The organism is Chitinophaga varians (assembly GCF_012641275.1).
Classification (GTDB): domain Bacteria; phylum Bacteroidota; class Bacteroidia; order Chitinophagales; family Chitinophagaceae; genus Chitinophaga; species Chitinophaga varians_A.
Map to the genome: position 1 here is coordinate 617,746 of NZ_JABAIA010000004.1, position 21,503 is coordinate 639,248.

Consider the following 21,503-nt stretch of genomic DNA (forward strand, 5'->3'; position numbering starts at 1 on the left):
TGATCAGAATTTGCCAAAGAGCCTTACAAATGGCTGTATGCCTGCGCTGCCGTTTTGTATGCCCACTACCGTGGGGTTGCGCAGGCCTGAAATAGCGGGATCGGTATAATCTCCCAGTACGTTGAAGACATTATTGACGCCTACCGTCACCTGGATGGCCGGGCTGATATGATAGCCTGCGGACAGGTCTGTGACCCAGATGGGTTTCAGTTCCTGGAAGTAATAGTCCGGTTTGGGGAAGGTGGCATTTTGTGCCGTAGCGGTGGTCACAGACCCGAAGTATACCGTGCGTACCAGCAGCGACCAGCGGGGTGTGTTCCAGGTACCCTGCAGCGTTATTTTCTGACCTGGAATATTGGTCGTTACCCTTGCCCGTTCAGCTTCGCTGAAGATCACGTATTGATATTCTTCCAGTCCTTTGGGCGTATTGATATGCGTTACTTCATTGTGTACGAAGTTGCCTCCGGCGAGCAGCTGGACCTGGCTGTGGTCCAGCGGAATGCGGTAGCTGGCGGTTATCTCCACGCCTTTGGTGCGGGTGCTGAAGGCATTGTAAAAGAATTTGGCCTGTGTGGTGCCCGTTTGCAGCAGCAGCGTGCGTACGTCTGCCGGCAGGTGGGTATCGCTGGCAGAGAAGTTACCGGTATTGCCTACACGGTTTCTGATGTCCACGTAATATGCGTCGGCGGTGATTTCTGCATTGGGCGCGGGCTGCGACGTAATACCGGCGGTATATCCGGTGGAGCGTTCGGGCGTAAGCGAAGGGATGCCGAGAGCGCGGGTGGCCGCGCTTTTGTTGGAGGCTGTCACCAGATCTATGGCGCGGCCCTGTTGAAAGGTGGTAGAGGTTTCAGTGTAATAAAACTGCGCCAGGTCGGGCGCGCGGAAACCGGTATTGGCAGAGGCGCGCAGACTTAGCCATGGCGCAAAACTGTAACGCGAAGCTATTTTACCGGTGGTCACATTACCAAAATCAGAGAAGTTCTCTGCCCGTACGGCGGCAGACACCAGCCACTGAGAGGTGATTTTGGCTTCTATATCGGCATAGGCGGCAACTATGGAGCGGCTTACATTCACTTCATTGACCGGCCGGAAGCCGGCATGTATCTGCGATCCGGGGGAGAGGCCGTTAAGCGCCAGCCAGCCTGCATCGGAGAGATAGGGCACGCCGGCGGCGCTGGTATCTACACGGTAAACGGCGCGCAGGTCGCCTTTGACATAGGACGCTTCTTCACCGGCAATGATCTGGTAGGTTTCGGTGCGGTATTGCGCCCCAAAAGCGACGTTAAGGCCGTGCAGCGCCTGTTTGAAGTAACGGCTGATATCCAGGCTGGCGGTGTTCTGTGCGCCGTTGTATTTGCCGGCATCGAAGGTAGTGGGGCTTTTGGCGCCCAGGCTTGCATTCAATGAGTTGCTGATCACATTGCTGAAATCATTTCTGCCGTACACATCGGACAGGTCGATTTTCCATTGGTTGATCGTTGTTTTTATGCCGATGGCGATGGATTTGTCGGTGATACCATTGTCCATAGCGGGAAGAAAACCGTCGGGGTACAAAGTGGTATTGTTGCGCTCTGTCCAGCCCGGGAGGCGGTACACGGCGGTGAACTGTGAGTTTCGGCGGCTGATGCCACCGAAAGCGTACAACTCTGTCTGTTCCCTAACGGGAATGGCTGTATTAAAAAACAGCAGCGCTTCTTTGGCTTTGTTGGAGCCGGGGCCACGCTGATCGAAGTAGTGCCGGTCTATGCCGCGGCTTTTCAGGATGGCGTCGTCTATCTCTTTGGTATAGATGGCGTCATAGCCTCTGGTATTGGCACCGCCGCCATAGATGGGGCCGAGGTACAGGCCTGCATCATCGCGGCCGGGCGGCAGGGCGATGGCCTGTGTGGCAAATTCGGCGGTAACATTCAGGAAGCCGCCTTGTTGCCCTACCCGTGTGCCGTAGTTGATACCGGTGCGGGTAGTAACGCCATCGCCTCTACGTCGCGTGCTGGCCGAGGTATTGACAACGATATGGTCGGTTTGTTTTTTCAGTACGATGTTGATCACGCCGGCGATGGCATCTGAGCCATACTGGGCGGCGGCGCCGTCCCGCAGTATCTCGATGCGCTCAACGGCGCTGACGGGGAGAGCGTTGAGGTCATAACCGGTAGCGCCGTTGCCGAGACCGCCCCAGTTGACATTGGCGCTTTTGTGACGGCGCTTGCCGTTGACCAGCACCAGCAGCTGGTCTACGCCCAGTCCCCGCAGCTGCGCCAGGTTGAGGGCGGACCCGGCGTCGCCGGCATTGCTGCCGTTGACAGAGTGAAAAGAAGGGGAGATGTACTGCAGCAGCTGGGTGATACTGGTCTGAGGAGCGGTTTCCTGTAGTGATTTGATATCGATGATATCTACCGGTACGGGAGAATTGAGTTTGGTACGGTCGGCGCTGCGTGAGCCGACGATCTGTATTTCTCCCAGTTGCCGGGTAGTGTCGGTCAGGTGTTTTTCCTGAGCCGACAGGCTGTGAAACAGCAGGGGGGCGGTGACAGTGAGTATAATTTTTTTCATGCGTTGGTTGATGATAGTTAAGGTCGATGTGTAAAGCGGTCGTCTGTCAGCGCTACCAGGAAGGCTTCCAGGTCTTGTATCTCCTGTTCGCTCAGGTTCAGTGGTTTGCTCAGTGACAGGTCTCTGCCGATGCCGTCCGGTACGATGGCATTGGGATTATTATAGTAGGTGATCACTTCACGCAGGGTACGGAACATACCGTTATGCATATACGGAGCGGTGACCGCTACGTTGCGCAGGCCCGGCACCTTGAAAAAACCTTTGTAATGTTCATCTTTGGTAATCTCATAGCGGCCGGCATCGTTGAGTGTGGTACCGTTATACAGACCGATGTTTTTGAAACGGTCGGCCGTAAAGTCTTCTCCGGAGTGGCAGTTGTTGCAGTTGGCTTTACCGATGAACAATATCCTGCCGCGTTTAGCCGGTTCCGTGAGTGCGTTGTCGTCGCCGGCGATGAAGCGGTCGTAGGGGCTGTTGGCCGTTTCGAGCGTTTTCTCGTAGGCTGCCAGCGCCTGTGTGATATTGGCGGCGGTGGCGGGGCTGCCGAACACCTGCCGGAACAATTGTTGGTACCGCTGGCTGGCATTGAGCCGTTGAACAGCTTCTTCGATGGACAGTCCCATTTCATCCGGGTTGATGATAGGCTGCAATGCCTGGGCTTCCAGCGTGGCAGCGCGGCCATCCCAGAAATAGTTGGGCCTTCCGGAGAGATTGGTGATACCGGGCGTATTCCTTTTGGTGGGCGTGCGGTGGATACCCAGGCTTAAAGCGGCGGTATCCGCAAAGCCATGTTGCGGCTGATGGCAGGAGGCGCAGCTGATCGTTTTGTCTTTTGATAACAGGGTCTCAAAAAACAACTGTTCCCCCAGTTGTGCTTTCGTGGGGGGATCACCGGTAGCTGCGTCGTTGCGGAAACCGGCGAGGGTAACGCAAAGGCACAGCACACCCATTAAAATGAAAATCATTTTTCGAGGAGCCATTGAAACGTAAAAATTTGAAAAATTGGATGTTTACCTTTTAGCCAATAGGGTAAAGAGGTGTTTGCTGTTAACGTCCGTGCTGTAAATAGATAGAATGGCAGTGGTTTGGTGGGTGGTGGGCTGCCTGTGGTTGATTAGCTGTTGGTTAATCTGATTTTGGCATTCCCGGGAGAGCGGGCGATGGTGCCTGCTCTCCCCAGGAATTATAATGGGGGTAAGTAGTAATGGACGGAGGAGGGTAATTACTGAGCGTTTGCAACCAGTTCCACGGTGAGATCGAAATCATCGTAGATGGCTTTGTCGCCTATGCCTTCAAAGAAGTTTTTGGAACCGTAACGGATGTTGTATTTGGTACGGTCTACCTTAATGTCCGCTTTGGCAGTCAGTTTGTTGCCTGCAACAGCTACGGTGGCAGGGAAGGTGATCGGGTTGGTAATGCCTTTGATAGTCAGGTTACCGGTAATGTCGTATTTACCGTTGCCTTTAGACGCTACTTTCGTGATCACGAAATTGGCAGCAGGGTATTTCTCTACGCCGAAGAAGTCTTCGCTTTTCAGGTGGCCCACCAGTTTAGCGTTACCGTCTGCATCTTTGATGTCGGTAACTGCGATGCTGCGGGTGTCGAGGGAGAAATTACCACCTTTCAGTACGTTGTTCTCTACGTCCAGTTTGCCGTCGGCGACATTGATAGTGCCGCTGTGCTGACCGGTTACTTTTTTGCCTACCCAGAACAGTTTACTCTGGGATTTGTCTACCTGGAAGGCAGTGGCTTTCTTAGTGCTGGTAACAGCTTTTGCAGGTTTGTTGTCGCCGGCAGCAGCAGGAGAGGTTAAAGACATCAGTATGATGGCGCTTCCCATGAATACCAAGGATACTAATCGTTGCATATGTGTGTGTTTAAATTTGCTGCAAAGTAGGTTGATTTACGGAGAAGCATTTGCGCAAAGCGGAAAAAAAACGTTAAATTATTTTTCAGCTATCAGCTCGTCCAGGTCTTTGTTCCATTTGGCTACATAATCCTGGTAATATTTTCCGGTGATTTCGCCGGTATAGCCGGTATGTATCTGTCTTACTTCTCCTTTACGGTCTATAAGGATGGTGGTGGGAAAGGCCATCATGCGGTTGAGCGCCGGTAATTTCTCTGACGCCACTTTCTTATCAGCAATGCCACCAAAAAGAATATCATATTGTATGTTGTATTTTTCTTTGAGTTTACCCAGCGTATAGCGGGCGTATTCCAGGTCGTCTTTCTGTTCAAAACCAATAGCGATCGCTTCTACGCCCCTGTCTTTATTTTTGTTGTACCACGGGGAGAGGAAAGATGTCTGGTCAGTACAGTTGGGACACCAGGTGCCGATGATTTCCACGATCACCACTTTGCCTTTATATTTTTCATCGCTGAGGGAAACTGTTTTGCCGTCCAGATCGGGAAGGGTGAAGTCCAGTTTTTTGTAGCCTTCTTTCAGGAACGTGAGTTTGTATGGGTCTGGCAGTTCCGCGCCTGCGTTTTTGCTGCCATCGAATTTGATGTTATTATAGATGCCCAGGCTAAGCTCTCCTGTCAGGGACTTGTCATCATTTATTTTTCCTTTGATGTAGATGGGGCTGGGGCCGGTGAATCCGGACAACTCAAACTCGTCGCCATGCACGGTGCCTTCCAGTTCGCGGCTGTCGCCCACTACAGACATGATTACGCCGGTCAGTTTGTTGCCCTGTTGTTTTAGCAGGCCAACGCGGTTGGGCGTAGGTTCTTTACTGTAGATGGTCAGGTCCCATTTGCCGCTGATATCATGTTGCGGGGCTGCCTCCGTGCCGGGCGGCGCAAAGCGGTAGTTCTGGCCGTATTCAGCGGAGAAGGGGAGGGCGTTGCCCCTGAAATTGGGCACCAGGCTGCGGTATTCGCCGGTGATTTTACCGTCGTCTTCTATTTTGGCCACCAGTGCGGCGTCGTAGGTGTTCATTTTGATGAAGAGCGAGTCGGCGCCGATGCGTTGTACATGGAAGTCGTCACGGCGGGAGCCGTTGAGCAGCGTAAACACTGCGTGTTCCGGATCTTTGCCTTTCAGTTCAAAGTTAAAAGGCACCTGTGATTCGTTGAGGGTGAAAACGCCGCGCCAGATGCCTTCCCGGACAAATGGTTTGTCGGGCGTAGCGGCAGCGGCGCCCAGAAGTGTGACAGACAACAAGCCTGTGAGCAAGAAAGACTTATGTGTTTTCATGGGTTTTATATTTGGTTGAGAAAAATCTGCTTGTACATACACAGGGAGGCGCTGTGCCCGGCCGGAGCCGGAGCGGAGATGCATGGAAATACCTGCCACTGACAGAAAGTCCCACAGCGGTCCCCTGCGCAGGACAATGACGCTGTACCACTGTAACGCCTATACGATACAGGAAACAGGCATTCATCGCCCGGAGGGCAAAAAATGAAAAAGAAAAACAATGAAAAAGAAAAACTAAAGGATATCGCTGACAGGTATATCAGCCAATATCAACATCCCAAAATCCCGGTATCAACAGCACCTTGCTGACAGGGAAACCTGTCCATACCGACATTTTAAAATGGCTACATGATGTAAGGACAACATCGAAAGAAGTAAACTGCTCGTTTCATGCTAATTATTTTATAGCTCCGCAAATTGATGGTGGTGGCATAAACTAATTAACGGTGGGCTTAATTAGGTGTGATAAAACAAAGATAGGAGGGGCTGTTTATATTTCCAAATAAAAGTCTATAATTTTTGTAGACTATTATTGTTTTTATACGCGCAGCCGCGACCCTGCTATCTTTCATTAATATGACCTACCTTTGCGGTTTAAATAACCGGTTTTGAGTCATTCTGTTTTTTTAATAACACCGCCATTTACACAGCTGAACACGCCCTATCCGGCCACAGCCTACCTGAAAGGGTTCCTGAACACAAAAGGGATCAGCGCTTTCCAGGCTGACCTGGGTATAGAAGTAACGCTGGCTTTATTTTCAAAACAGGGCTTACAGGAGTTGTTTGACAGTATCACCGCAGAACCGCCGGCAACGCTTTCTGAAAACGCTGCCCGTATTATAGCGCTGCAGGACGACTATGTCAATACTATCGACGCGGTTATTTTGTTTTTACAGGGCCGCAACCCCACGCTGGCCCATCAGATCAGCAAAAGGGATTTTCTGCCGGAAGCCTCCCGCTTTGCGCAGCTGGACGACCTGCACTGGGCTTTCGGCTCCATGGGCACTCAGGACAGGGCTAAACACCTGGCCACCATGTACCTGGAAGACCTGTCGGACCTGATCATGGAATGTGTGGACCCGCATTTTGGCTTTAGCCGGTACGCAGAGCGCCTGAGCCGCTCTGCCAACAGCTTTGATGAGTTGTACGACGCTCTGCATGAAGGATATACCTATGTGGACCACATCCTGACAGACCTGCTGGCAGCCCGCATGGAAGCGGTGCAACCCTCGCTGGTAGCTATTTCTGTGCCTTTTCCGGGCAACCTGTACGCCGCTTTCCGCTGCGGACAATGGATAAAAGAACATTATCCGCAAGTGAAAATAGCGATGGGCGGCGGGTTTCCCAATACAGAGCTGCGCTCCCTCAGTGATCCGCGGGTGTTTGAATTCATCGACTTCATCACCCTCGATGACGGCGAAGCGCCTATGGAGAACCTGTTTCAGTACCTCCAGGGCCAAAAAGCCCTCGAAGAGCTGAAACGTACCTTCCTGCTGCAGGACGGAAAAGTGACATATATTAATAATGCGTCCTGCCATGATTACAAACAAAGCCAGGTAGGTACGCCCGACTACAGCGATCTGCTGCTGGACCAGTACATATCGGCCATAGAAGTGGTGAACCCGATGCACAGCCTCTGGAGCGACGGGCGCTGGAACAAACTCACCATGGCCCATGGCTGCTACTGGGGCAAATGTACTTTCTGTGATATTTCACTGGACTATATACGCGTGTACGAGCCGATAGCGGCCGCCATGCTGTGCGACCGTATGGAGACCATCATCGCGCAGACAGGCCAGAACGGTTTCCACTTCGTGGACGAAGCCGCACCACCTGCGCTCATGCGCGCTTTGGCGCTGGAAATCATCCGGCGCAAGCTCACCGTCACCTGGTGGACCAACATCCGTTTTGAGAAAAGTTTTACGCGCGATCTCTGCCTGTTGCTTAAAGCATCCGGTTGTATTGCCGTATCAGGCGGACTGGAAGTCGCCTCTGACCGGTTGCTGGGCCTTATCCAGAAAGGAATCACCGTGGCGCAGGTAGCACGGGTGAACCGCCACTTCACGGAAGCAGGCATCATGGTGCATGCCTACCTGATGTACGGCTTCCCCACACAGACAGCACAGGAGACCATCGATTCCCTGGAAATGGTACGGCAGATGTTTGCCGCCGGCATCCTGCAATCCGCCTTCTGGCATCAGTTCACCATGACCGCCCACAGCCCGGTAGGGCTGGACCCCGCCAAATACAACGTGCAGAAAGAGACCGAGGCCGTCGGCACTTTTGCCAACAACGATATCATGCATGTTGATCCCACCGGGGCAGACCATGAAAGCTTTAGCTTCGGCCTGAAAAAATCATTGCTCAATTTTATGCATGGCACCTGCCTGGATTACCCATTGCAGAAATGGTTTGAGTTCAAAGTACCCAAAACCAGCGTAGCACCGGATTTCATCACCAAAGCACTGATGGAGGAAGAAGCAGGCGCCATCAAACCCACCAGCAAAGTAGTGTTCCTCGGCAAACAGCCGTCCATGGAGGTGATCACCAAATCCAAGAAAGGCAGCACCTGGGAAGTGGCGTCTTTCACTTTCCAGAACAAAAAAGAGAAGATGAATATCAGCGTGCCACCACCGCAAGGCGAATGGCTGGCCGGCGTGCTGGCGCAGGTAGCCGTGGCTAACCCTAAGACCTATACGTTGCAGGAGCTGAAAGACAGTTATGAAGCCGCAGGCCTGGAGGACTTTGAACTTTTCTGGGACAACAAACCGGTGAATACCCTCTACCGGTCAGGTTTGTTGAAGTTGTAGCAACAGATAAATGGCCATCTTCTGAAAAAAAATATAATATCTTGCGGAGGAAAATTCACACCTCAAAGCAATGAAAAGACCTGTTTCTGTCCCCGAAGGCGCCGTCTACAACGAAGCCGACAAAGAATGGCTCCTTGGTGAAACCAATGAAAACAACCAACGTATTGGCCCCTGGAAAAAATGGCATACAGATGGCTATCTCTGGGAAACGATCGATTACCGGGAAGGTATCCCTCCTTATCCTACCCAACGCTTTCACCCTGATGGCACCCTATCACAGGCTGGTGAATGGTATGGCGGCGATAAATATATAGGCCCGCTGCGCCTGATAAAAAGTGACAATCCCACGCCTGAATATTTTCCTCCCGATAATGCTGCCAATGTATGGGCCGCGGAATTTGATTATGAGGATGAATTCATTTACAATGCCCAGCGTTATTTCGATAAAGACAATAATGAGGTAAGCTCTGACGGAGACCTGCTGCCTGCGAGGCCTGCGAATGTGCCCGCACGCGCGCATTTTATCAGGGCTGCCTATTCATCCACCAACTGGGTGATGGGCACTGTGGATACCCGTATCGCTGATTATATCGGAGAATATTATGAATGGGACCTGGACGGCAAGCCCGTGGTAAAAAGATTGTACAGCGCTTCCGGCAAAGTATTGGAAGAGTATAAGTATACCGATGGTGTATTGAGAACATCCAATGTGTACGATAAAGACGTACCAAAGGACTCCGAGACATGCTACTACTACAGTGGTACAGCCGCACCGGTGGTGAAAACCCGGATAGTTTATCGTCATCAGGGCAAAGATGTGACTAACACCTATTTTGATAAAACGGGGCGGCAGCTTTATTCCGTACGAAGAGAAGAGTTGTCTCCCGTTCATAAACGAAGATATTTTAACGGTGAACTGGTTTGTGAAGGACATCTCTCCGAAGAAGATTTCTGCTTTCCGGAAAGCGCCGTCTACTATGCATCCGGCGGCGGCAAACTCATTGACTTTACCAATAACGGCGATGGCACCGGCACCTGGCGCCTGTATGATGCCACCGGAGAAGTAGTGCGGCAGCTTACCGTAACAGAAAAGGAGGACGATCATTTCCGTTTGATTGGCTGGGCAGCCTTTATGCCGTCATGGGGCGGCTATGATGCTCACACTGCCGACACCGACTGGGAAAGCGTGGAGTACTTCTTCAACCGCTACTACGATGAACTCAATGCCAAACTGAAGCTACATGCGCTGGAAGTGCCGGCTTACCTGCAAAAAGAGCTGGACATTGTCAACTGGGAAACTATCGGCGCCTATCATAGCGACGGCGGCACTGAACTGCCTATTGCCATCAATGGTCTGCTGTCGGACGATGAAAAGGTAGTTGAAGTAGCTGAAAAAATGCTCTGGCCGGAGATTGAACAGCAGGGCGTGGTATATGAAGCTACCTATAAAGTAGCAGCCATCCTCGCACGCATGGTGCCTCACTATCCGCACCTGCCGGCCGTGCAGCTGCGACTGGTGAAATTTCTGTACGATATCCTTGACTTGCCTTACATCACCGAGCAGACTGATTTGTATAAAGAACTATTGGGAGCTGTTGCGCCGTTGGAGCCTATGCTGCTGCAATGGGCCGTAGGCAGTGATACTGACATGGCGCGTATCGCGCAATATATCCTGATGTATGCCGGCCAAGAGGCCACAGAGCAGTTCCTGCTGGAAGAATCGCGAAACACAAGCTACAGCAGTACCAGGAGAGGATACGCCGTCTATTCCCTGTCAGGCTTCTATCTCAACAAAGACCAGCGAGATAGGCTGCTGACATCCTTTTCTGCCGCATTGGGCGCAGAAGGAGATGCATTTGTGCGTTTTGTGCTGGCCGCACAACTGGTGCTGCTCACCGGTGCAGAAGCAGAAGATGCCTGGTTGACAGAGTTACTGCATGCACTGGCCGACCACGAAGCGCTCGATCATGACTTCGGCAACATGATGCCATTCATTGGGAATATCGATAACGCACATGAATATATTTTAGCAGTACTGCGTCAATCCAGGCCCGATGTACTGGAGAAGAACATCCTGCCCATTATAGAGGCACTGCCCGCTGCTGACTCATTCAAACAGATCAGTTATCTGCAAACAATATTCGCTGTGTTGTTCAGCGATGAAGCCGCGCTGGAGGACATGACGCCGGTCAGGAAGAAGGCTTTGCTTGCAGCGGCAGACGCGGCGGCGAAGTCGCCGGGGTTTGTCAATTTACTGGAAGTGTTCAGGGAGTATGGATTGCCGCATGACGCGTATGCGTTGAGGCAATTGGCGGAAGCGTAAGATGGATATCCATTTATTCTATTTACTTTTATCAATAGAAGACTGGGAAGACGTTGGGCTGCCTCGTTACAATATTGTTAAATCCACATTGCGGTAAACAAGATGAAGAAAATAGGATTTTTATCATTTGGGCACTGGGCTGATCATCCTGCTTATATGGCCCGTACCGCCGGCGACACCTTGCGTCAGTCAATTGATCTGGCTGTAGCTGCGGAAGAAATAGGGCTGGACGGCGCCTATTTCAGGGTGCATCACTTCGCTGCTCAATTAGCCTCTCCATTTCCTTTGCTTTCGGCCATTGGCGCCAGAACCAGCAGGATAGAAATTGGCACCGGCGTGATTGATATGCGTTATGAAAACCCACTGTATATGGTGGAAGATGCTGGCGCTGCTGATTTGATTTCGGAGGGGCGGTTGCAATTAGGTATTAGCAGAGGTTCACCGGAGCAGGTCATAGATGGATGGCGTTATTTTGGCTATGAGCCAAAGGAAGGAGAAAATGATCAGGACATGGGGCGTCGTAAGGCGCTGGAGTTTCTGGACAAACTGAGAGGGGTAGGCTTTGCAGCGCCCAATCCGAATCCCATGTTTCCGAACCCGCCCGGACTGCTGCGTTTGGAGCCATACTCAGCAGGATTAAGGGAACGTATCTGGTGGGGTGCTGCCTCTAACGCAACTGCTGTCTGGGCAGCTGAAAATGGCATGCATCTTCAGAGCTCTACCCTGAAGTTTGACGAAAGCGGTAAGCCCTTCCATGTGCAGCAGGCCGAACAGATCCGGTTGTACAAAGAAGCCTGGAAGAAAGCCGGCCACCAGCGCGAAGCCAGAGTCTCTGTGAGCCGGTCTGTTTTTGCATTGGTGACCGATGAAGACCGCCAGATCTTTGGGCGGGATGGAAAGAGCCGTGATCAGATCGGTATGATTGAGCCGGGCAAGCGCGCCATTTTCGGAAGAAGCTACGCTGCAGAACCAGATCAACTGATAAAAGAACTGGCTGAGGATGAAGCTATCCGCGAAGCAGACACGATACTGCTAACTATACCCAATACCCTGGGAGTGGAATACAATGTACACTTGCTGAATTCTATTTTGAAATATGTTGCACCTGGGTTAGGGTGGCGTTGATGCATCATTTCACATACTTCCAGTTCCGGATTTTGCCTTCTGCCATCCATGTCAGCGCATCAGCGAGGCGGCTGTCGCGTGTGGCGTCCGTTTTAGCGCTGACAATCCAGTCTACATATTCTTTTTTGTTGCTGTAGCTGAATGCATCAAAAGTGGCCCATGCTTTTTTATTCTTTTTGATGGCAGACAGGAGCCAGTCCGGCACTTCCAGTGCTTTTTTCACCGGTGCGGCCTTTTTAGTGGCAGGAGGGAGGTCGCTGGTACTTAGTGTAGCCGCGGCCTTCAGGTATTTGATAAAGGTCCTGTCGGATGGAAGGTCTTTAAGACTGGTGATCTTCCCCAGTTGGCCCATGCCATTTTCGCCCCGTTGCTGAAAGATATTGTCAGGGTCGTCCATCAGGGCGCCTTTCCAGAAGATAAAGGAGCAATGGGCCTTAAAAGCGGCAAAGCAGCAAAACAGTTGTCCTTTGTAGGTGAAGTAAGGCATGCCCCATTTGATGGTTTCTTCCACTTCGGGACAGGCTTTATGGACCAAGGCCCGCATATGTTCCAGGACAGGCTGGGCGAAGCTGGCCGATTTGCGGATATAGGCGTCGATACGGGCATCCTGCTGACTCATGACAATTATTTTAGCGTAATTTATACAAATAGATCATTTCGGTTGCTGTATGATTATACCTAAGTTATATATTTTAGCAGAAGAGGAATTATCCCGGGTAACTACCCGGGGAAAACCCCGGTGTAAGCATAAAAAAAATGTTGAATATTTGCTTCCACTAAACACAACAACATGAGCGACAAAATGATGGTTAGCGGTTATACCGCCAATAACCAGGGGTATCTTGATAATACCACCATCCCTATTGACTCACATATGCCTTTCACTGGTGATCCCACTACCTACGGGATGCCCGTTACCGTGAGTGCTTACTTCGGAATGCTGTTTCATTTTTACAACTACCTTTCCAAACATCCGGAGGTAAAAGAATTTTTCCAGGGCCGGTACTCCGTCGAGTTCAGCAAGGCTTCCCTTTTCCGGTTGCTGGGCCAGCCCGGATGCGAATTTGTACGCTTTCATTTTGTTATTCCGGAAAGTAACGAAAAAATCAGTCTGATGGCCGAAGGCCTGGATGCCAACCACGTCAACATAGGGTTCCCTGTGCTGCTGGAAAAAGCCAAAGCCGGCGTGCTGGACCCTACTCCGGCCGATCCGGGCATTGAAGAAAGAGGCAATGGCGGTGAAGACGAGCCACTGATGACCAGGCTGTTTGCCGCCCTGAAGGCCAGCGGTCATCCGTTTGGTGCCGTGACGCCCATTGACCTGGAGAACAACTGTTAAAAAAAATTGCTGCGCTGAATGAACGGATGGATCTATGGATACTATGTGATGCTGGTGACATGTTTTGCCATTAGCCTGTTTAACCTGCGATATACGCAGGTAAAGCAGCTGGCGGTGTTATTGGGTTTTTCCATATTATCGGAGGTGATAGTGGAACTGATCGGGAAGCGTGGTTCCCATTTCTTTATTGTATACCACTTTTTTGTGGTGCTGGAATATAGTCTGATAACAATTATTTTACGATCAGGAATCAAGGATGAACGCTGGCGGTTGCTGATGTGGATTTCGATATTTGTGTTTGGCGTAGTGTCACTCGGGTACAGCTTTGTTTATGGCGGTTGGCGTTACTTCCCCGGCATTAATATTACCATTGAGAGCTTCCTGGTCATTTGCTGGTGCCTTTTGTCCTTTTTTACGATTACCCCCAATAGTGAAGCGTCTATATTCCGGCACCCCGACTTCTGGCTGACCCTCGCGTTTTTCTTTTATTTCGCGGGATCGATGTGTGTCAACGGCTTTTATAACCTGTTATTGGCCGGCGATGCGCAGTCTGCCAGGCATCTTTTTACGATTTTGAACTCATTATCCAATTACCTGTTGTATATTATGCTGATAAAAAGCATCATATGCTTCCGGTCAAACAGGATTTCTTCGTAGCAGTCATATTACTCACCTTGTTGTTTACCATCATGGGGTTGATAGTGATTGTGGCGATCATTAATTACAAGAAAAAACAACAGGCTTACCTGCATCAGCTAAAATTAATGAAAGAAGAGTATGATAAACAATTGATGTGGTCTCAGATCGAAATACAGGAAGAAACCTTTGCCCACCTGGGGCAGGAGCTTCACGACGATATCGGCCAATTGTTAACCAGCACCAAACTATTGATCAATGTTACCCAGCGTAACCTGACCGATGCACCGGAGACGTTAAAGACCGCCGAAGAAACCCTCAGTACGGCCATTCATCATTTGCGCGCGCTGTCCAAATCGTTTAGCCGCCAGTGGCTGGACCAGTTCAGCCTGGTCGATAACCTGAAGAGCGAAGTGGCCCGTATTAATGCCAGTCGTACCATTAAGGTGAAGTTTACCCACGAACTGGCCGAGTTGCCGCTACAGGCAGAACCGCAGATCATTCTGTTCCGTATCATACAGGAAGCCATGCAAAACTGCCTGAAACATGCCCGTCCGCAAGTGATCGACATCAGCATGCGTATAGCAGAAAAGGCACTACTGTTGATCATTGCAGATGACGGCGCCGGCTTTGACAAAGCCGGCATGTCTGCCACCGGACTGGGTATCCGGAATATGCAGCACCGTACCAGGCTGCTGGGTGGAACGATCAACTGGGAAGTGACGGATGCAGGAGGTACTGCTGTGTTGATAAAATTACCCGTTGAACCAAATCAGTTATGAACATCAAAATTGCCATCGCAGACGACCATCAGTTATTCCTCAAGTCACTGAGCCTGCTCATAGCGGGCTTTAACGGTTTTAGCATTGTAGCAGAAGCAGTCAACGGAAAAGAGCTGCTGGACAAGATCTCTGCATTGCCGGCGCCGCCGGACATCGTGCTGCTGGACGTGAACATGCCTGTCATGGACGGCCCCAAAGCAACGGCCCTGTTGCAGAAACAGCATCCGGGCATTCGCATAGCGGCACTGTCCATGAAGGAAAATGACACCACCATCATCACCATGCTCAAAGCCGGATGCTGCGCTTATCTGCTGAAAGATATCCACCCGGTGGAACTGGAAAAAGCCCTGCGTGAAATACATGAATCGGGCTACTATCATAACGATGCGTCCAATGTGAACTATCGCCGGCTGATCCTGCAATCGGAACAGCAGGAGACCATCACCGAAAGAGAGAAAGAGTTTCTGAGCCTCGCCTGCAGTGATCTTACGTATAAAGCCATCGCGCAGAAGATGAATGTTTCCGAGCGCACCGTAGACGGTTACCGCGAAATCCTTTTCCACAAGCTCAACGTACAAAGCCGTACCGGCATGGTGCTCGAAGCCCTGCGCCGGCAACTGGTTTCCCTCTAGTAGCCTGATTTACCGGTAAAAAGCTGCACTTTACCGACCTGTACTGGTCGTTGACCTTATTTCCTGTGTGCCCTTTGTTGGTTTTTGTATCATTGCAGCCTGTTCATTCATCCAAAATCGAATCAGCACATGAGTAATCAACAAAGGGCTATCCTGGAGGTAGACCAGCTGAGTGTTTCCTATGGTCACTTTCAGGCGGTGCGACAGGTATCCTTTACCGTGGCATCCGGCGAAATTTTCGGTCTGCTCGGGCCTAACGGCGCCGGCAAAACCAGCACCCTGAGCGCTATTGAAGGTCTGCTACGGCCACAGGGCGGACAAATCAACGTCGCCGGTTTCAGCATCCTCGATCAACCCCTTTACGCCAAAGCCAACATGGGCGTACAATTACAATCCACCAGTTTTCAGGCGGAACTAAACGTGGCCGAAATCATCCGGCTGTTCGCCGGTATCTATGGCAAAGAAATGACGCCCGCTGAAGTAGAAGAGAAGCTGGTGGAAATCAACCTGCAGGACTCCGGAACCAAACGTTTCGGACAGTTGTCCGGCGGACAACAACAGCGGGTATCGCTGGTCATCTCCACTATTCATGATCCGCAGCTGGTGCTGCTGGACGAGCCCACCACCGGACTGGACCCACAGTCCAGAAGGCAGTTGTGGGACCGTATAGAGGCCATCAAATCAAAAGGGCATGCCGTACTGCTCACCACCCATTCCATGGAAGAGGCCGAAGCGGTCTGCGATCGTATCGCCATCATCGACCATGGACGGGTGATCGCTATCGATACCCCCGAAGCGTTGATAGCCGCACATCGCAACGACCCCGACGTCATTGCCGTGTCCCGTAAAGGAAAGATCACCCTTGAAGATGTATTTATCGGCCTCACCGGCCGGGCTGTCCGTTCATAACTCAATACCTACTTTATGCAAACCAAAATACCTCAGACTTCTGCCGTGATGACCGCCTTATTGCGGGCCGATTTTACCACCCTGTGGCGCAACCGCCGTTCGCTGCGGCTTGTGTTGCTGGTGCCCCTGGTGATCGTTATCTCCTGGAAAGGAATGGTGAAAATGATGGGCGGCCCTTATGTGATCTCCGGTGGCATCACCATTGGCCTGATCAGCATCGGCCTGCTGGGTTACACCAATTCCATTGCGCGTGACCGTGACAAAGGCGTGTTCCAGCGCCTGCGCGTAGGGCCTGTTGCCGCATGGACCATCATGTGCAGCCGTGTCATGGTACAGATAGTCACTATCATGGCCATGACCATCGCCATCTTCGCTGTTGGCAATCTGGTAGACAAAATTGTGCTGTCGCCGCTGGGTTATCTGACCGGTTTCTTCGCCGCTGTATTGGGTGGCGCGCTGTACCTCAGCCTGGGACAACTGATCGTGGGACTGATTAAAAATCCTGAGACGGTGAACTCCACCACGCGACTGGTATATTTTATCTTCATTATGGTGGGCATGCTGGGCAACTTCGGCGTGTTAGGCGATGTCGTGAAAGATATGGTGCAGTGGTCGCCCTATGGCGTGGTCAATCGTATGATCGGCACCGCGTTGCAGCCCGACACCTGGAACCTGCAGGCCACCTACGCGTTGCTGGCCACACTGGGATATACAGCTGTATTCGGTATACTGGGCATTCGTTTCTTTAAGTGGAACTAGTTTGCCTGATGACCACTTCCTCAATCCGGTGTCTGTCCATCCGTTTGATTTCAAAAGTGAGCTGGTTGATCGTCACTTTTTCACCGGATTGAGGAATGTGTTTCAGTTTACTGATCAGCAGGCCGGCCACTGTAATATCTTCCTCTTCATAGGGCCGGAGCCATTCCATGTTCAGCGTTTCCCGGATAAACGACAGCCGGGTGATACCGTTGGTCAGCCAGCTTTTGTCTGGCTGCTGTTCTAAAAATCTTTCTTTGGTATTATATCCCGGCAGATTGCCTAACAGGCCGGACACGATATCGTGGAAGGTGACGATGCCTTCAAACTCCCCATATTCATTCAATACCACCCCCATGATGGTGCTTTCGCGGCGCAACAGCTGGAACATGTCGAAGATGCCCTGGTTGAGCGACAGGTAGGAGACAGGGCTGATCAGTGCGTGCAAAGGTTTGTCCGGCTCCAGAAAGAAGTCCTTGATCATAAGGGCGCCGATGATCTCGCCGCCGCTGTTCATTACCGGAAAGGTGCGGTGTGTACTTCGTTTAATCGTTTCAGTTGTCTCTTCACGGGCCATGTCTTCCTTGAGGACCATCACGATGCTGGCCGGCGTCATAATGTTCTCCGCCGGCAGGTCGTAGGCTGCCGAAATATTTTTATGCAGCATAAATTCCCCTTTTTCTATCAGTCCCTGTTTATAGGCCATGACAAGCATGCCGCGCAGGTCGTTGTCTGTCAGCTTCTGTTCCTGGATAGTATTGATATGGAACAGTCCGAGGATATACTTGGTACTGCTGGTCAGTAGTTTGATAAAAGGGTAGGCGACCTTTGAAAAGATGATCATGGACGGCGTGATGAGGAAGGAAATTTTTTCCGGGTCCAGCAGCGCGAGGGTTTTAGGGATGAGTTCACCGAAGATAATAGTGAGATAGGTGATAGACCCTACGCCGATCAGCAGTGCCAGCAGATGTGCGCCGTAGTTGCCCATATGCCATGAGCGGAATACCGGTTCCAGCAGTGCCGCCATCATATCTCCGCCGTATAGCCCTTCCAGTATGCCTACCAGGGTGATGCCTACCTGTACCGCGCTGAGGAATTCGTCTGGGTCGCTCACGAGCCGGAGGGTGCTGGCGGCGCGGTTATTACCGCCATCAGCCTGAATTTTCAGCGTTGCTTTATCTACTGATATCAGTCCTATTTCTGCCAGGGAGAAGTAAAAGTTAAAAGCGATGAGAACGATGATAATGATAATAGAGAGCATAAGTCATGTTGCTTTACAGGATAACAACTGTCTGCTGCAATTGTTTATAGCGCTGGTTTTCAGCTCGTTTGTCAGCGCTGGTTGAAAAAATATTTCAGCAAAAAATTTGGAGAATTAAAACGAGTGCTTATCTTTGCGCTCCCTGATCACAATATCAGTTGCCCAGATGGCGAAATTGGTAGACGCACTGTGTTCAGGTCGCAGCGCCTGCAAGGGTGTGCTGGTTCGAATCCAGTTCTGGGCACGTAATAGGTTGTAGGTATTTGACTTACAACCTATTTTTTTTGTGTCAATGTCGTTTTGGTACGCTTTTATCCGCTTCTACCCACTATTGGCGACACATAATTGACACACAAAAATTATTTCCTCGTTCTTGAGCTGCCACCTATTTTCCTTATTACTGTCTATGTCATATTCCTGATTGGGAGATGAATTCCCTGGATATTCTATTAAATTATGGTTTAAAATTAAATTTCAAAAATAGCAACGGGGAAAAAGGCAATTAGCCATTCTCCCCGTTTAGGTTCAGTATACGTACCAGCGATTTGCGTCTGACGACCACTTACTGATAATTCTTTATGCTTTCTAATTAAGGATGTAATCTATCTTTTTTTGCCAACAGTTCTTCCGTAGACTCCTGGCACATTTCGTCGGGTACACAACAGTCTACCGGACATGCGACTGCACATTGGGGTTCCTCATGAAATCCTTGACATTCTGTACATTTATCTGAAACGATATAATACAGATCGGTGGCCAGGGGCGCATTGCGCTGGCTGACATCAATAATTGATCCGTCCATCAACACAAAATCACCTTTAACCATTGTGCCATCAGCTATTGCCCATTCTACGCCGCCCTCATAGATGGCGTTATTCGGACATTCTGATTCACAAGCTCCACAGAAAATACATTCATTTGTAATTTTAATAGCCATAGTAATTTTAATTTGGAAGCTTTCTATGCTTCATTATAAAATATATATCCTGATAAAATTAGGAGAAAAATAGTTTCATACCCAAAAAGAACAAATACCTCACAACTAATTCTTCCTTAGCTAGATAAGAATTCAGTTCCGGGCACTTAGATAAAGAAGCTTGTAAGTTGATGCTTACAAGCCTTTTAGCTAAGTATCGTTTTTACCGCTTTCTCCTGCCATTCCGATACAATGTTATATATTTGATTGTTACGCCAGGGACCATCAAATACTTTATTTTTATTATGAATGCGAGTGAATTATTGAAAGAACATATTACCAAACTTGCATCGCTTACACCAGCGGAGTTTGATTATTTCTTTAGTCATTTTAAACCGCTTTCGTTTAAAAAAGGACAGGTAGTCATTCGGGAAGGCGATAAAGTCGACCAAGAATATTTTGTTGTTTCCGGTTGCCTGAAAACATTTTTTATCAATGACGATGTAAAGATGTACATCCTGCAGTTTGCAATGCCTACGTGGTGGGCGTCAGACTACAATGCATTGTATACGCAGACAAAAGCCACTGTCAACGTGGATTGTATTACGGACGTGGAGCTGCTGGCTTTATCCAATGCGGATCGTGAAAAGCTCTGCAGGGAGATCCATCAGGTTGAATATTTTTTTCGCTGGCGTACGAACCGGGGGTATGTGGCTGCACATAAGCGGTTGCTATCGTTTATGAATAATGACGCCAAAACCCGCTATGAGGAACTAATGAAATTATACCCCCAGTTGTATAACCTTGTCCCCAAACATTTAATTGCCGCTTACCTGGGAGTGTCCAGGGAAACTTTAAGCCGGCTTTACAATTCGCATAAGAATGTGATGTAAGTCACCTAATCAGCCGGAAATCCCGCCGTTACTTTGTATCATAAATTTTGAAACATTTAAATACAAAGCAATGAGAACGCAACAATTTAACATCGCAATTGCTCAGAGCACCATTGATTGGATAGGTAAAAAAGTAACAGGGGCCCATAACGGAACTATCCGGCTTAAAGCAGGTGAACTTTCCCTGGCGGATGGACAAATAACAGCCGGCAGGTTTGTGGTGGATACCACATCCATTAAAATACTGGACATTACAGACCCTGCCACCAACGCCCAATTTGCCGGGCACCTGGCTTCCGATGATTTTTTCGGTATTGAACAGTACCCGGAGGCCTGTTTCGAAATCACTTCTGTACAGGACAATCACATAAAAGGTGATCTGACCATTAAAGGCATTACCGATCCCGTGGCATTTGAGGTAAAGACCAGGCTGAATGATGATACATTGACCGTAACCGGTACCATTGTCATTGACCGCACAAAATTCGGCATTAAATTCCGCTCTGGAAATTTCTTCAGGGACCTTGGCGATACGCTTATTTACAACGACTTTGAGCTGAATATCCTGTTAACCGCAAAAGCAGTGGAAGTACCTGCTCAGGCACAAATCTGAAGATATGCCAATCGTAGAAACTGAAACTAATAAACAAGACTCATTAGCGATATCCGATGTGCTGGAGAGTCGCTACTTTAAAGGTATATATGAGGGAGACGTTGCCCTGCTAAGCACAGTGTATCACCCCGGGACTTTGGTTTTGGGAGATGTAAAAGGGCAGCCGTATGCTAAAGATTTACCTCAGTACCTGGATGGTGTTAAAAATCGACAGAGCCCAAAAGCTTCCGGCAAGCCATTCAAGGGCGAGATACTTTCTATCAGGGTGGTTAATTCGATTGCCATTGCCGAAGTAAAAGTGGTGATGTATGACTTTGTTTACCAGGAATTTTTGTCTTTTCATAAAATTGATGGAAAATGGGTCCTGGTCAATAAAATGATTAGTGACACGGCCGTTCGGCAGACCTCTGAAAATTCATCTGATAATCCGGGACCGGAACATAAAGCTAACGTGGTGGCCTATATGGAAATACTTCCTGCCTTTCAGAAGGAGATGAAGGAAGCCCTTGTTGCCATGGCAGCGGAGAGCAACAGGGAACCCGGCTGTGTGCAGTTTGTGGTGAATACACGGAATGATTCGCCTCTTTCGGTCGTTATTTACGAAGAATATAGGAACGACGCGGCTTTTGAGGTGCATAGGACATCTGCTCATGCCAGGAAATTTTTTGAGTTTGTGAAAGGGAAAATTGTGAATGATAAGATAGATGTTGTTCTCCTGACTACAGTAAACAGTTCAAACTAGATTTTTTATATTGA

The 21,503-nt window shown here is 49.9% G+C and carries 19 protein-coding genes and 1 tRNA gene; 13 read left to right on the top strand and 7 right to left on the bottom strand.

Annotated features, from left to right (window positions below; all coding sequences use genetic code 11):
• Positions 1–3: 3 nt before the first annotated feature.
• The 4 genes from HGH92_RS31885 to HGH92_RS31900 form a co-directional block, all read right to left on the bottom strand.
• Positions 4–2,553: a TonB-dependent receptor plug domain-containing protein gene (locus tag HGH92_RS31885; RefSeq protein ID WP_168874895.1), complete on the bottom strand. Its 2,550-nt coding sequence runs from the start codon at positions 2,551–2,553 to the stop codon at positions 4–6.
• 17 nt (positions 2,554–2,570) lie between these two features.
• Positions 2,571–3,518: a cytochrome-c peroxidase gene (locus HGH92_RS31890; RefSeq protein ID WP_247655106.1), complete on the bottom strand. Its 948-nt coding sequence runs from the start codon at positions 3,516–3,518 to the stop codon at positions 2,571–2,573.
• A gap of 257 nt (positions 3,519–3,775) precedes the next feature.
• On the bottom strand, positions 3,776–4,420 hold the full coding sequence (locus tag HGH92_RS31895; protein ID WP_168874896.1) for a YceI family protein: 645 nt from the start codon (positions 4,418–4,420) through the stop codon (positions 3,776–3,778).
• A 78-nt stretch (positions 4,421–4,498) separates the two neighbouring features.
• Positions 4,499–5,752 carry a peroxiredoxin family protein gene (locus HGH92_RS31900; RefSeq protein ID WP_168874897.1) on the bottom strand — a complete coding sequence of 418 codons (1,254 nt, stop codon included), beginning with the start codon at positions 5,750–5,752 and terminating at the stop codon, positions 4,499–4,501.
• A gap of 608 nt (positions 5,753–6,360) precedes the next feature.
• On the opposite strand from HGH92_RS31900, the gene HGH92_RS31905 reads away from it, so the two are divergent.
• The 3 genes from HGH92_RS31905 to HGH92_RS31915 all read left to right on the top strand — a co-directional run bounded on the left by HGH92_RS31905 (position 6,361) and on the right by HGH92_RS31915 (position 12,010).
• Positions 6,361–8,562, top strand: a complete 2,202-nt coding sequence (locus HGH92_RS31905) for a B12-binding domain-containing radical SAM protein (protein ID WP_168874898.1) — start codon at positions 6,361–6,363, stop codon at positions 8,560–8,562.
• A 70-nt stretch (positions 8,563–8,632) separates the two neighbouring features.
• A complete protein-coding gene (locus HGH92_RS31910) occupies positions 8,633–10,885 on the top strand; it encodes a hypothetical protein (protein WP_168874899.1) in 2,253 nt (750 codons plus the stop codon).
• Positions 10,886–10,987: 102 nt separating this feature from the next.
• Positions 10,988–12,010 carry an LLM class flavin-dependent oxidoreductase gene (locus tag HGH92_RS31915; RefSeq protein ID WP_168874900.1) on the top strand — a complete coding sequence of 341 codons (1,023 nt, stop codon included), beginning with the start codon at positions 10,988–10,990 and terminating at the stop codon, positions 12,008–12,010.
• A gap of 4 nt (positions 12,011–12,014) precedes the next feature.
• On the opposite strand, the gene HGH92_RS31920 is transcribed toward HGH92_RS31915, so the two are convergent.
• Entirely contained in the window at positions 12,015–12,629 is a 615-nt protein-coding gene (locus tag HGH92_RS31920) for a YdeI/OmpD-associated family protein (protein ID WP_168874901.1), read from the bottom strand.
• Positions 12,630–12,800: 171 nt separating this feature from the next.
• Here HGH92_RS31920 and HGH92_RS31925 point away from each other — a divergent pair, with 171 nt between their 5' ends.
• The 6 genes from HGH92_RS31925 (at position 12,801) to HGH92_RS31950 (ending at position 17,067) form a co-directional block, all read left to right on the top strand.
• Positions 12,801–13,349 (top strand): hypothetical protein, encoded by a 549-nt coding sequence (locus HGH92_RS31925; protein WP_168874902.1) that lies wholly within the window; start codon positions 12,801–12,803, stop codon positions 13,347–13,349.
• Between the two features lie 18 nt (positions 13,350–13,367).
• Positions 13,368–14,006: a hypothetical protein gene (locus HGH92_RS31930; RefSeq protein WP_168874903.1), complete on the top strand. Its 639-nt coding sequence runs from the start codon at positions 13,368–13,370 to the stop codon at positions 14,004–14,006.
• Positions 13,976–14,767, top strand: coding sequence for a sensor histidine kinase (locus HGH92_RS31935; protein WP_168874904.1), 792 nt, complete (start codon positions 13,976–13,978; stop codon positions 14,765–14,767). Before HGH92_RS31930 ends, HGH92_RS31935 begins: the two co-directional genes overlap by 31 nt.
• Entirely contained in the window at positions 14,764–15,399 is a 636-nt protein-coding gene (locus HGH92_RS31940) for a response regulator transcription factor (RefSeq protein WP_168874905.1), read from the top strand. Before HGH92_RS31935 ends, HGH92_RS31940 begins: the two co-directional genes overlap by 4 nt.
• Before the next feature lie 129 nt (positions 15,400–15,528).
• Positions 15,529–16,308 (top strand): ABC transporter ATP-binding protein, encoded by a 780-nt coding sequence (locus tag HGH92_RS31945; RefSeq protein ID WP_168874906.1) that lies wholly within the window; start codon positions 15,529–15,531, stop codon positions 16,306–16,308.
• Between the two features lie 15 nt (positions 16,309–16,323).
• Complete coding sequence (locus HGH92_RS31950) at positions 16,324–17,067, top strand: ABC transporter permease (protein ID WP_168874907.1); 744 nt, start codon at positions 16,324–16,326, stop codon at positions 17,065–17,067.
• Here HGH92_RS31950 and HGH92_RS31955 read toward each other — a convergent pair.
• The gene (locus HGH92_RS31955) at positions 17,054–18,325 is read right to left on the bottom strand and encodes a hemolysin family protein (RefSeq protein ID WP_168874908.1); all 1,272 of its coding nucleotides are present in this window, start codon (positions 18,323–18,325) and stop codon (positions 17,054–17,056) included. The two genes, HGH92_RS31950 and HGH92_RS31955, sit on opposite strands and share 14 nt — an antisense overlap.
• Before the next feature lie 160 nt (positions 18,326–18,485).
• Between HGH92_RS31955 and HGH92_RS31960 the strand changes: the two genes are divergently transcribed.
• Positions 18,486–18,569 (top strand) — tRNA-Leu (locus tag HGH92_RS31960).
• A 345-nt stretch (positions 18,570–18,914) separates the two neighbouring features.
• On the opposite strand, the gene HGH92_RS31965 is transcribed toward HGH92_RS31960, so the two are convergent.
• A complete protein-coding gene (locus tag HGH92_RS31965; protein ID WP_168874909.1) occupies positions 18,915–19,262 on the bottom strand; it encodes a 4Fe-4S binding protein in 348 nt (115 codons plus the stop codon).
• 170 nt (positions 19,263–19,432) lie between these two features.
• On the opposite strand from HGH92_RS31965, the gene HGH92_RS31970 reads away from it, so the two are divergent.
• From HGH92_RS31970 to HGH92_RS31980, 3 genes are all read left to right on the top strand, one after another.
• On the top strand, positions 19,433–20,134 hold the full coding sequence (locus HGH92_RS31970) for a Crp/Fnr family transcriptional regulator (RefSeq protein WP_247655107.1): 702 nt from the start codon (positions 19,433–19,435) through the stop codon (positions 20,132–20,134).
• A 70-nt stretch (positions 20,135–20,204) separates the two neighbouring features.
• A complete protein-coding gene (locus tag HGH92_RS31975) occupies positions 20,205–20,747 on the top strand; it encodes a YceI family protein (RefSeq protein ID WP_168874910.1) in 543 nt (180 codons plus the stop codon).
• Positions 20,748–20,751: 4 nt separating this feature from the next.
• Positions 20,752–21,489: a nuclear transport factor 2 family protein gene (locus HGH92_RS31980; RefSeq protein WP_168874911.1), complete on the top strand. Its 738-nt coding sequence runs from the start codon at positions 20,752–20,754 to the stop codon at positions 21,487–21,489.
• The last annotated feature ends 14 nt before the right edge of the window (positions 21,490–21,503 follow it).

Bases quoted from the DNA above. Each gene is read 5' to 3' on its own strand.
- HGH92_RS31950 (WP_168874907.1), top strand. From the start codon at position 16,324: ATGCAAACCAAAATACCTCAGACTTCTGCCGTGATGACCGCCTTATTG.
- HGH92_RS31935 (WP_168874904.1), top strand. From the start codon at position 13,976: ATGCTTCCGGTCAAACAGGATTTCTTCGTAGCAGTCATATTACTCACC.
- HGH92_RS31915 (WP_168874900.1), top strand. From the start codon at position 10,988: ATGAAGAAAATAGGATTTTTATCATTTGGGCACTGGGCTGATCATCCT.
- HGH92_RS31925 (WP_168874902.1), top strand. From the start codon at position 12,801: ATGAGCGACAAAATGATGGTTAGCGGTTATACCGCCAATAACCAGGGG.
- HGH92_RS31980 (WP_168874911.1), top strand. From the start codon at position 20,752: ATGCCAATCGTAGAAACTGAAACTAATAAACAAGACTCATTAGCGATA.
- HGH92_RS31970 (WP_247655107.1), top strand. From the start codon at position 19,433: ATGCTTACAAGCCTTTTAGCTAAGTATCGTTTTTACCGCTTTCTCCTG.
- HGH92_RS31910 (WP_168874899.1), top strand. From the start codon at position 8,633: ATGAAAAGACCTGTTTCTGTCCCCGAAGGCGCCGTCTACAACGAAGCC.
- HGH92_RS31945 (WP_168874906.1), top strand. From the start codon at position 15,529: ATGAGTAATCAACAAAGGGCTATCCTGGAGGTAGACCAGCTGAGTGTT.
- HGH92_RS31900 (WP_168874897.1), bottom strand. From the start codon at position 5,752: ATGAAAACACATAAGTCTTTCTTGCTCACAGGCTTGTTGTCTGTCACA.
- HGH92_RS31895 (WP_168874896.1), bottom strand. From the start codon at position 4,420: ATGCAACGATTAGTATCCTTGGTATTCATGGGAAGCGCCATCATACTG.
- HGH92_RS31930 (WP_168874903.1), top strand. From the start codon at position 13,368: ATGAACGGATGGATCTATGGATACTATGTGATGCTGGTGACATGTTTT.
- HGH92_RS31955 (WP_168874908.1), bottom strand. From the start codon at position 18,325: ATGCTCTCTATTATCATTATCATCGTTCTCATCGCTTTTAACTTTTAC.
- HGH92_RS31920 (WP_168874901.1), bottom strand. From the start codon at position 12,629: ATGAGTCAGCAGGATGCCCGTATCGACGCCTATATCCGCAAATCGGCC.
- HGH92_RS31965 (WP_168874909.1), bottom strand. From the start codon at position 19,262: ATGGCTATTAAAATTACAAATGAATGTATTTTCTGTGGAGCTTGTGAA.
- HGH92_RS31975 (WP_168874910.1), top strand. From the start codon at position 20,205: ATGAGAACGCAACAATTTAACATCGCAATTGCTCAGAGCACCATTGAT.
- HGH92_RS31885 (WP_168874895.1), bottom strand. From the start codon at position 2,553: ATGAAAAAAATTATACTCACTGTCACCGCCCCCCTGCTGTTTCACAGC.
- HGH92_RS31890 (WP_247655106.1), bottom strand. From the start codon at position 3,518: ATGATTTTCATTTTAATGGGTGTGCTGTGCCTTTGCGTTACCCTCGCC.
- HGH92_RS31940 (WP_168874905.1), top strand. From the start codon at position 14,764: ATGAACATCAAAATTGCCATCGCAGACGACCATCAGTTATTCCTCAAG.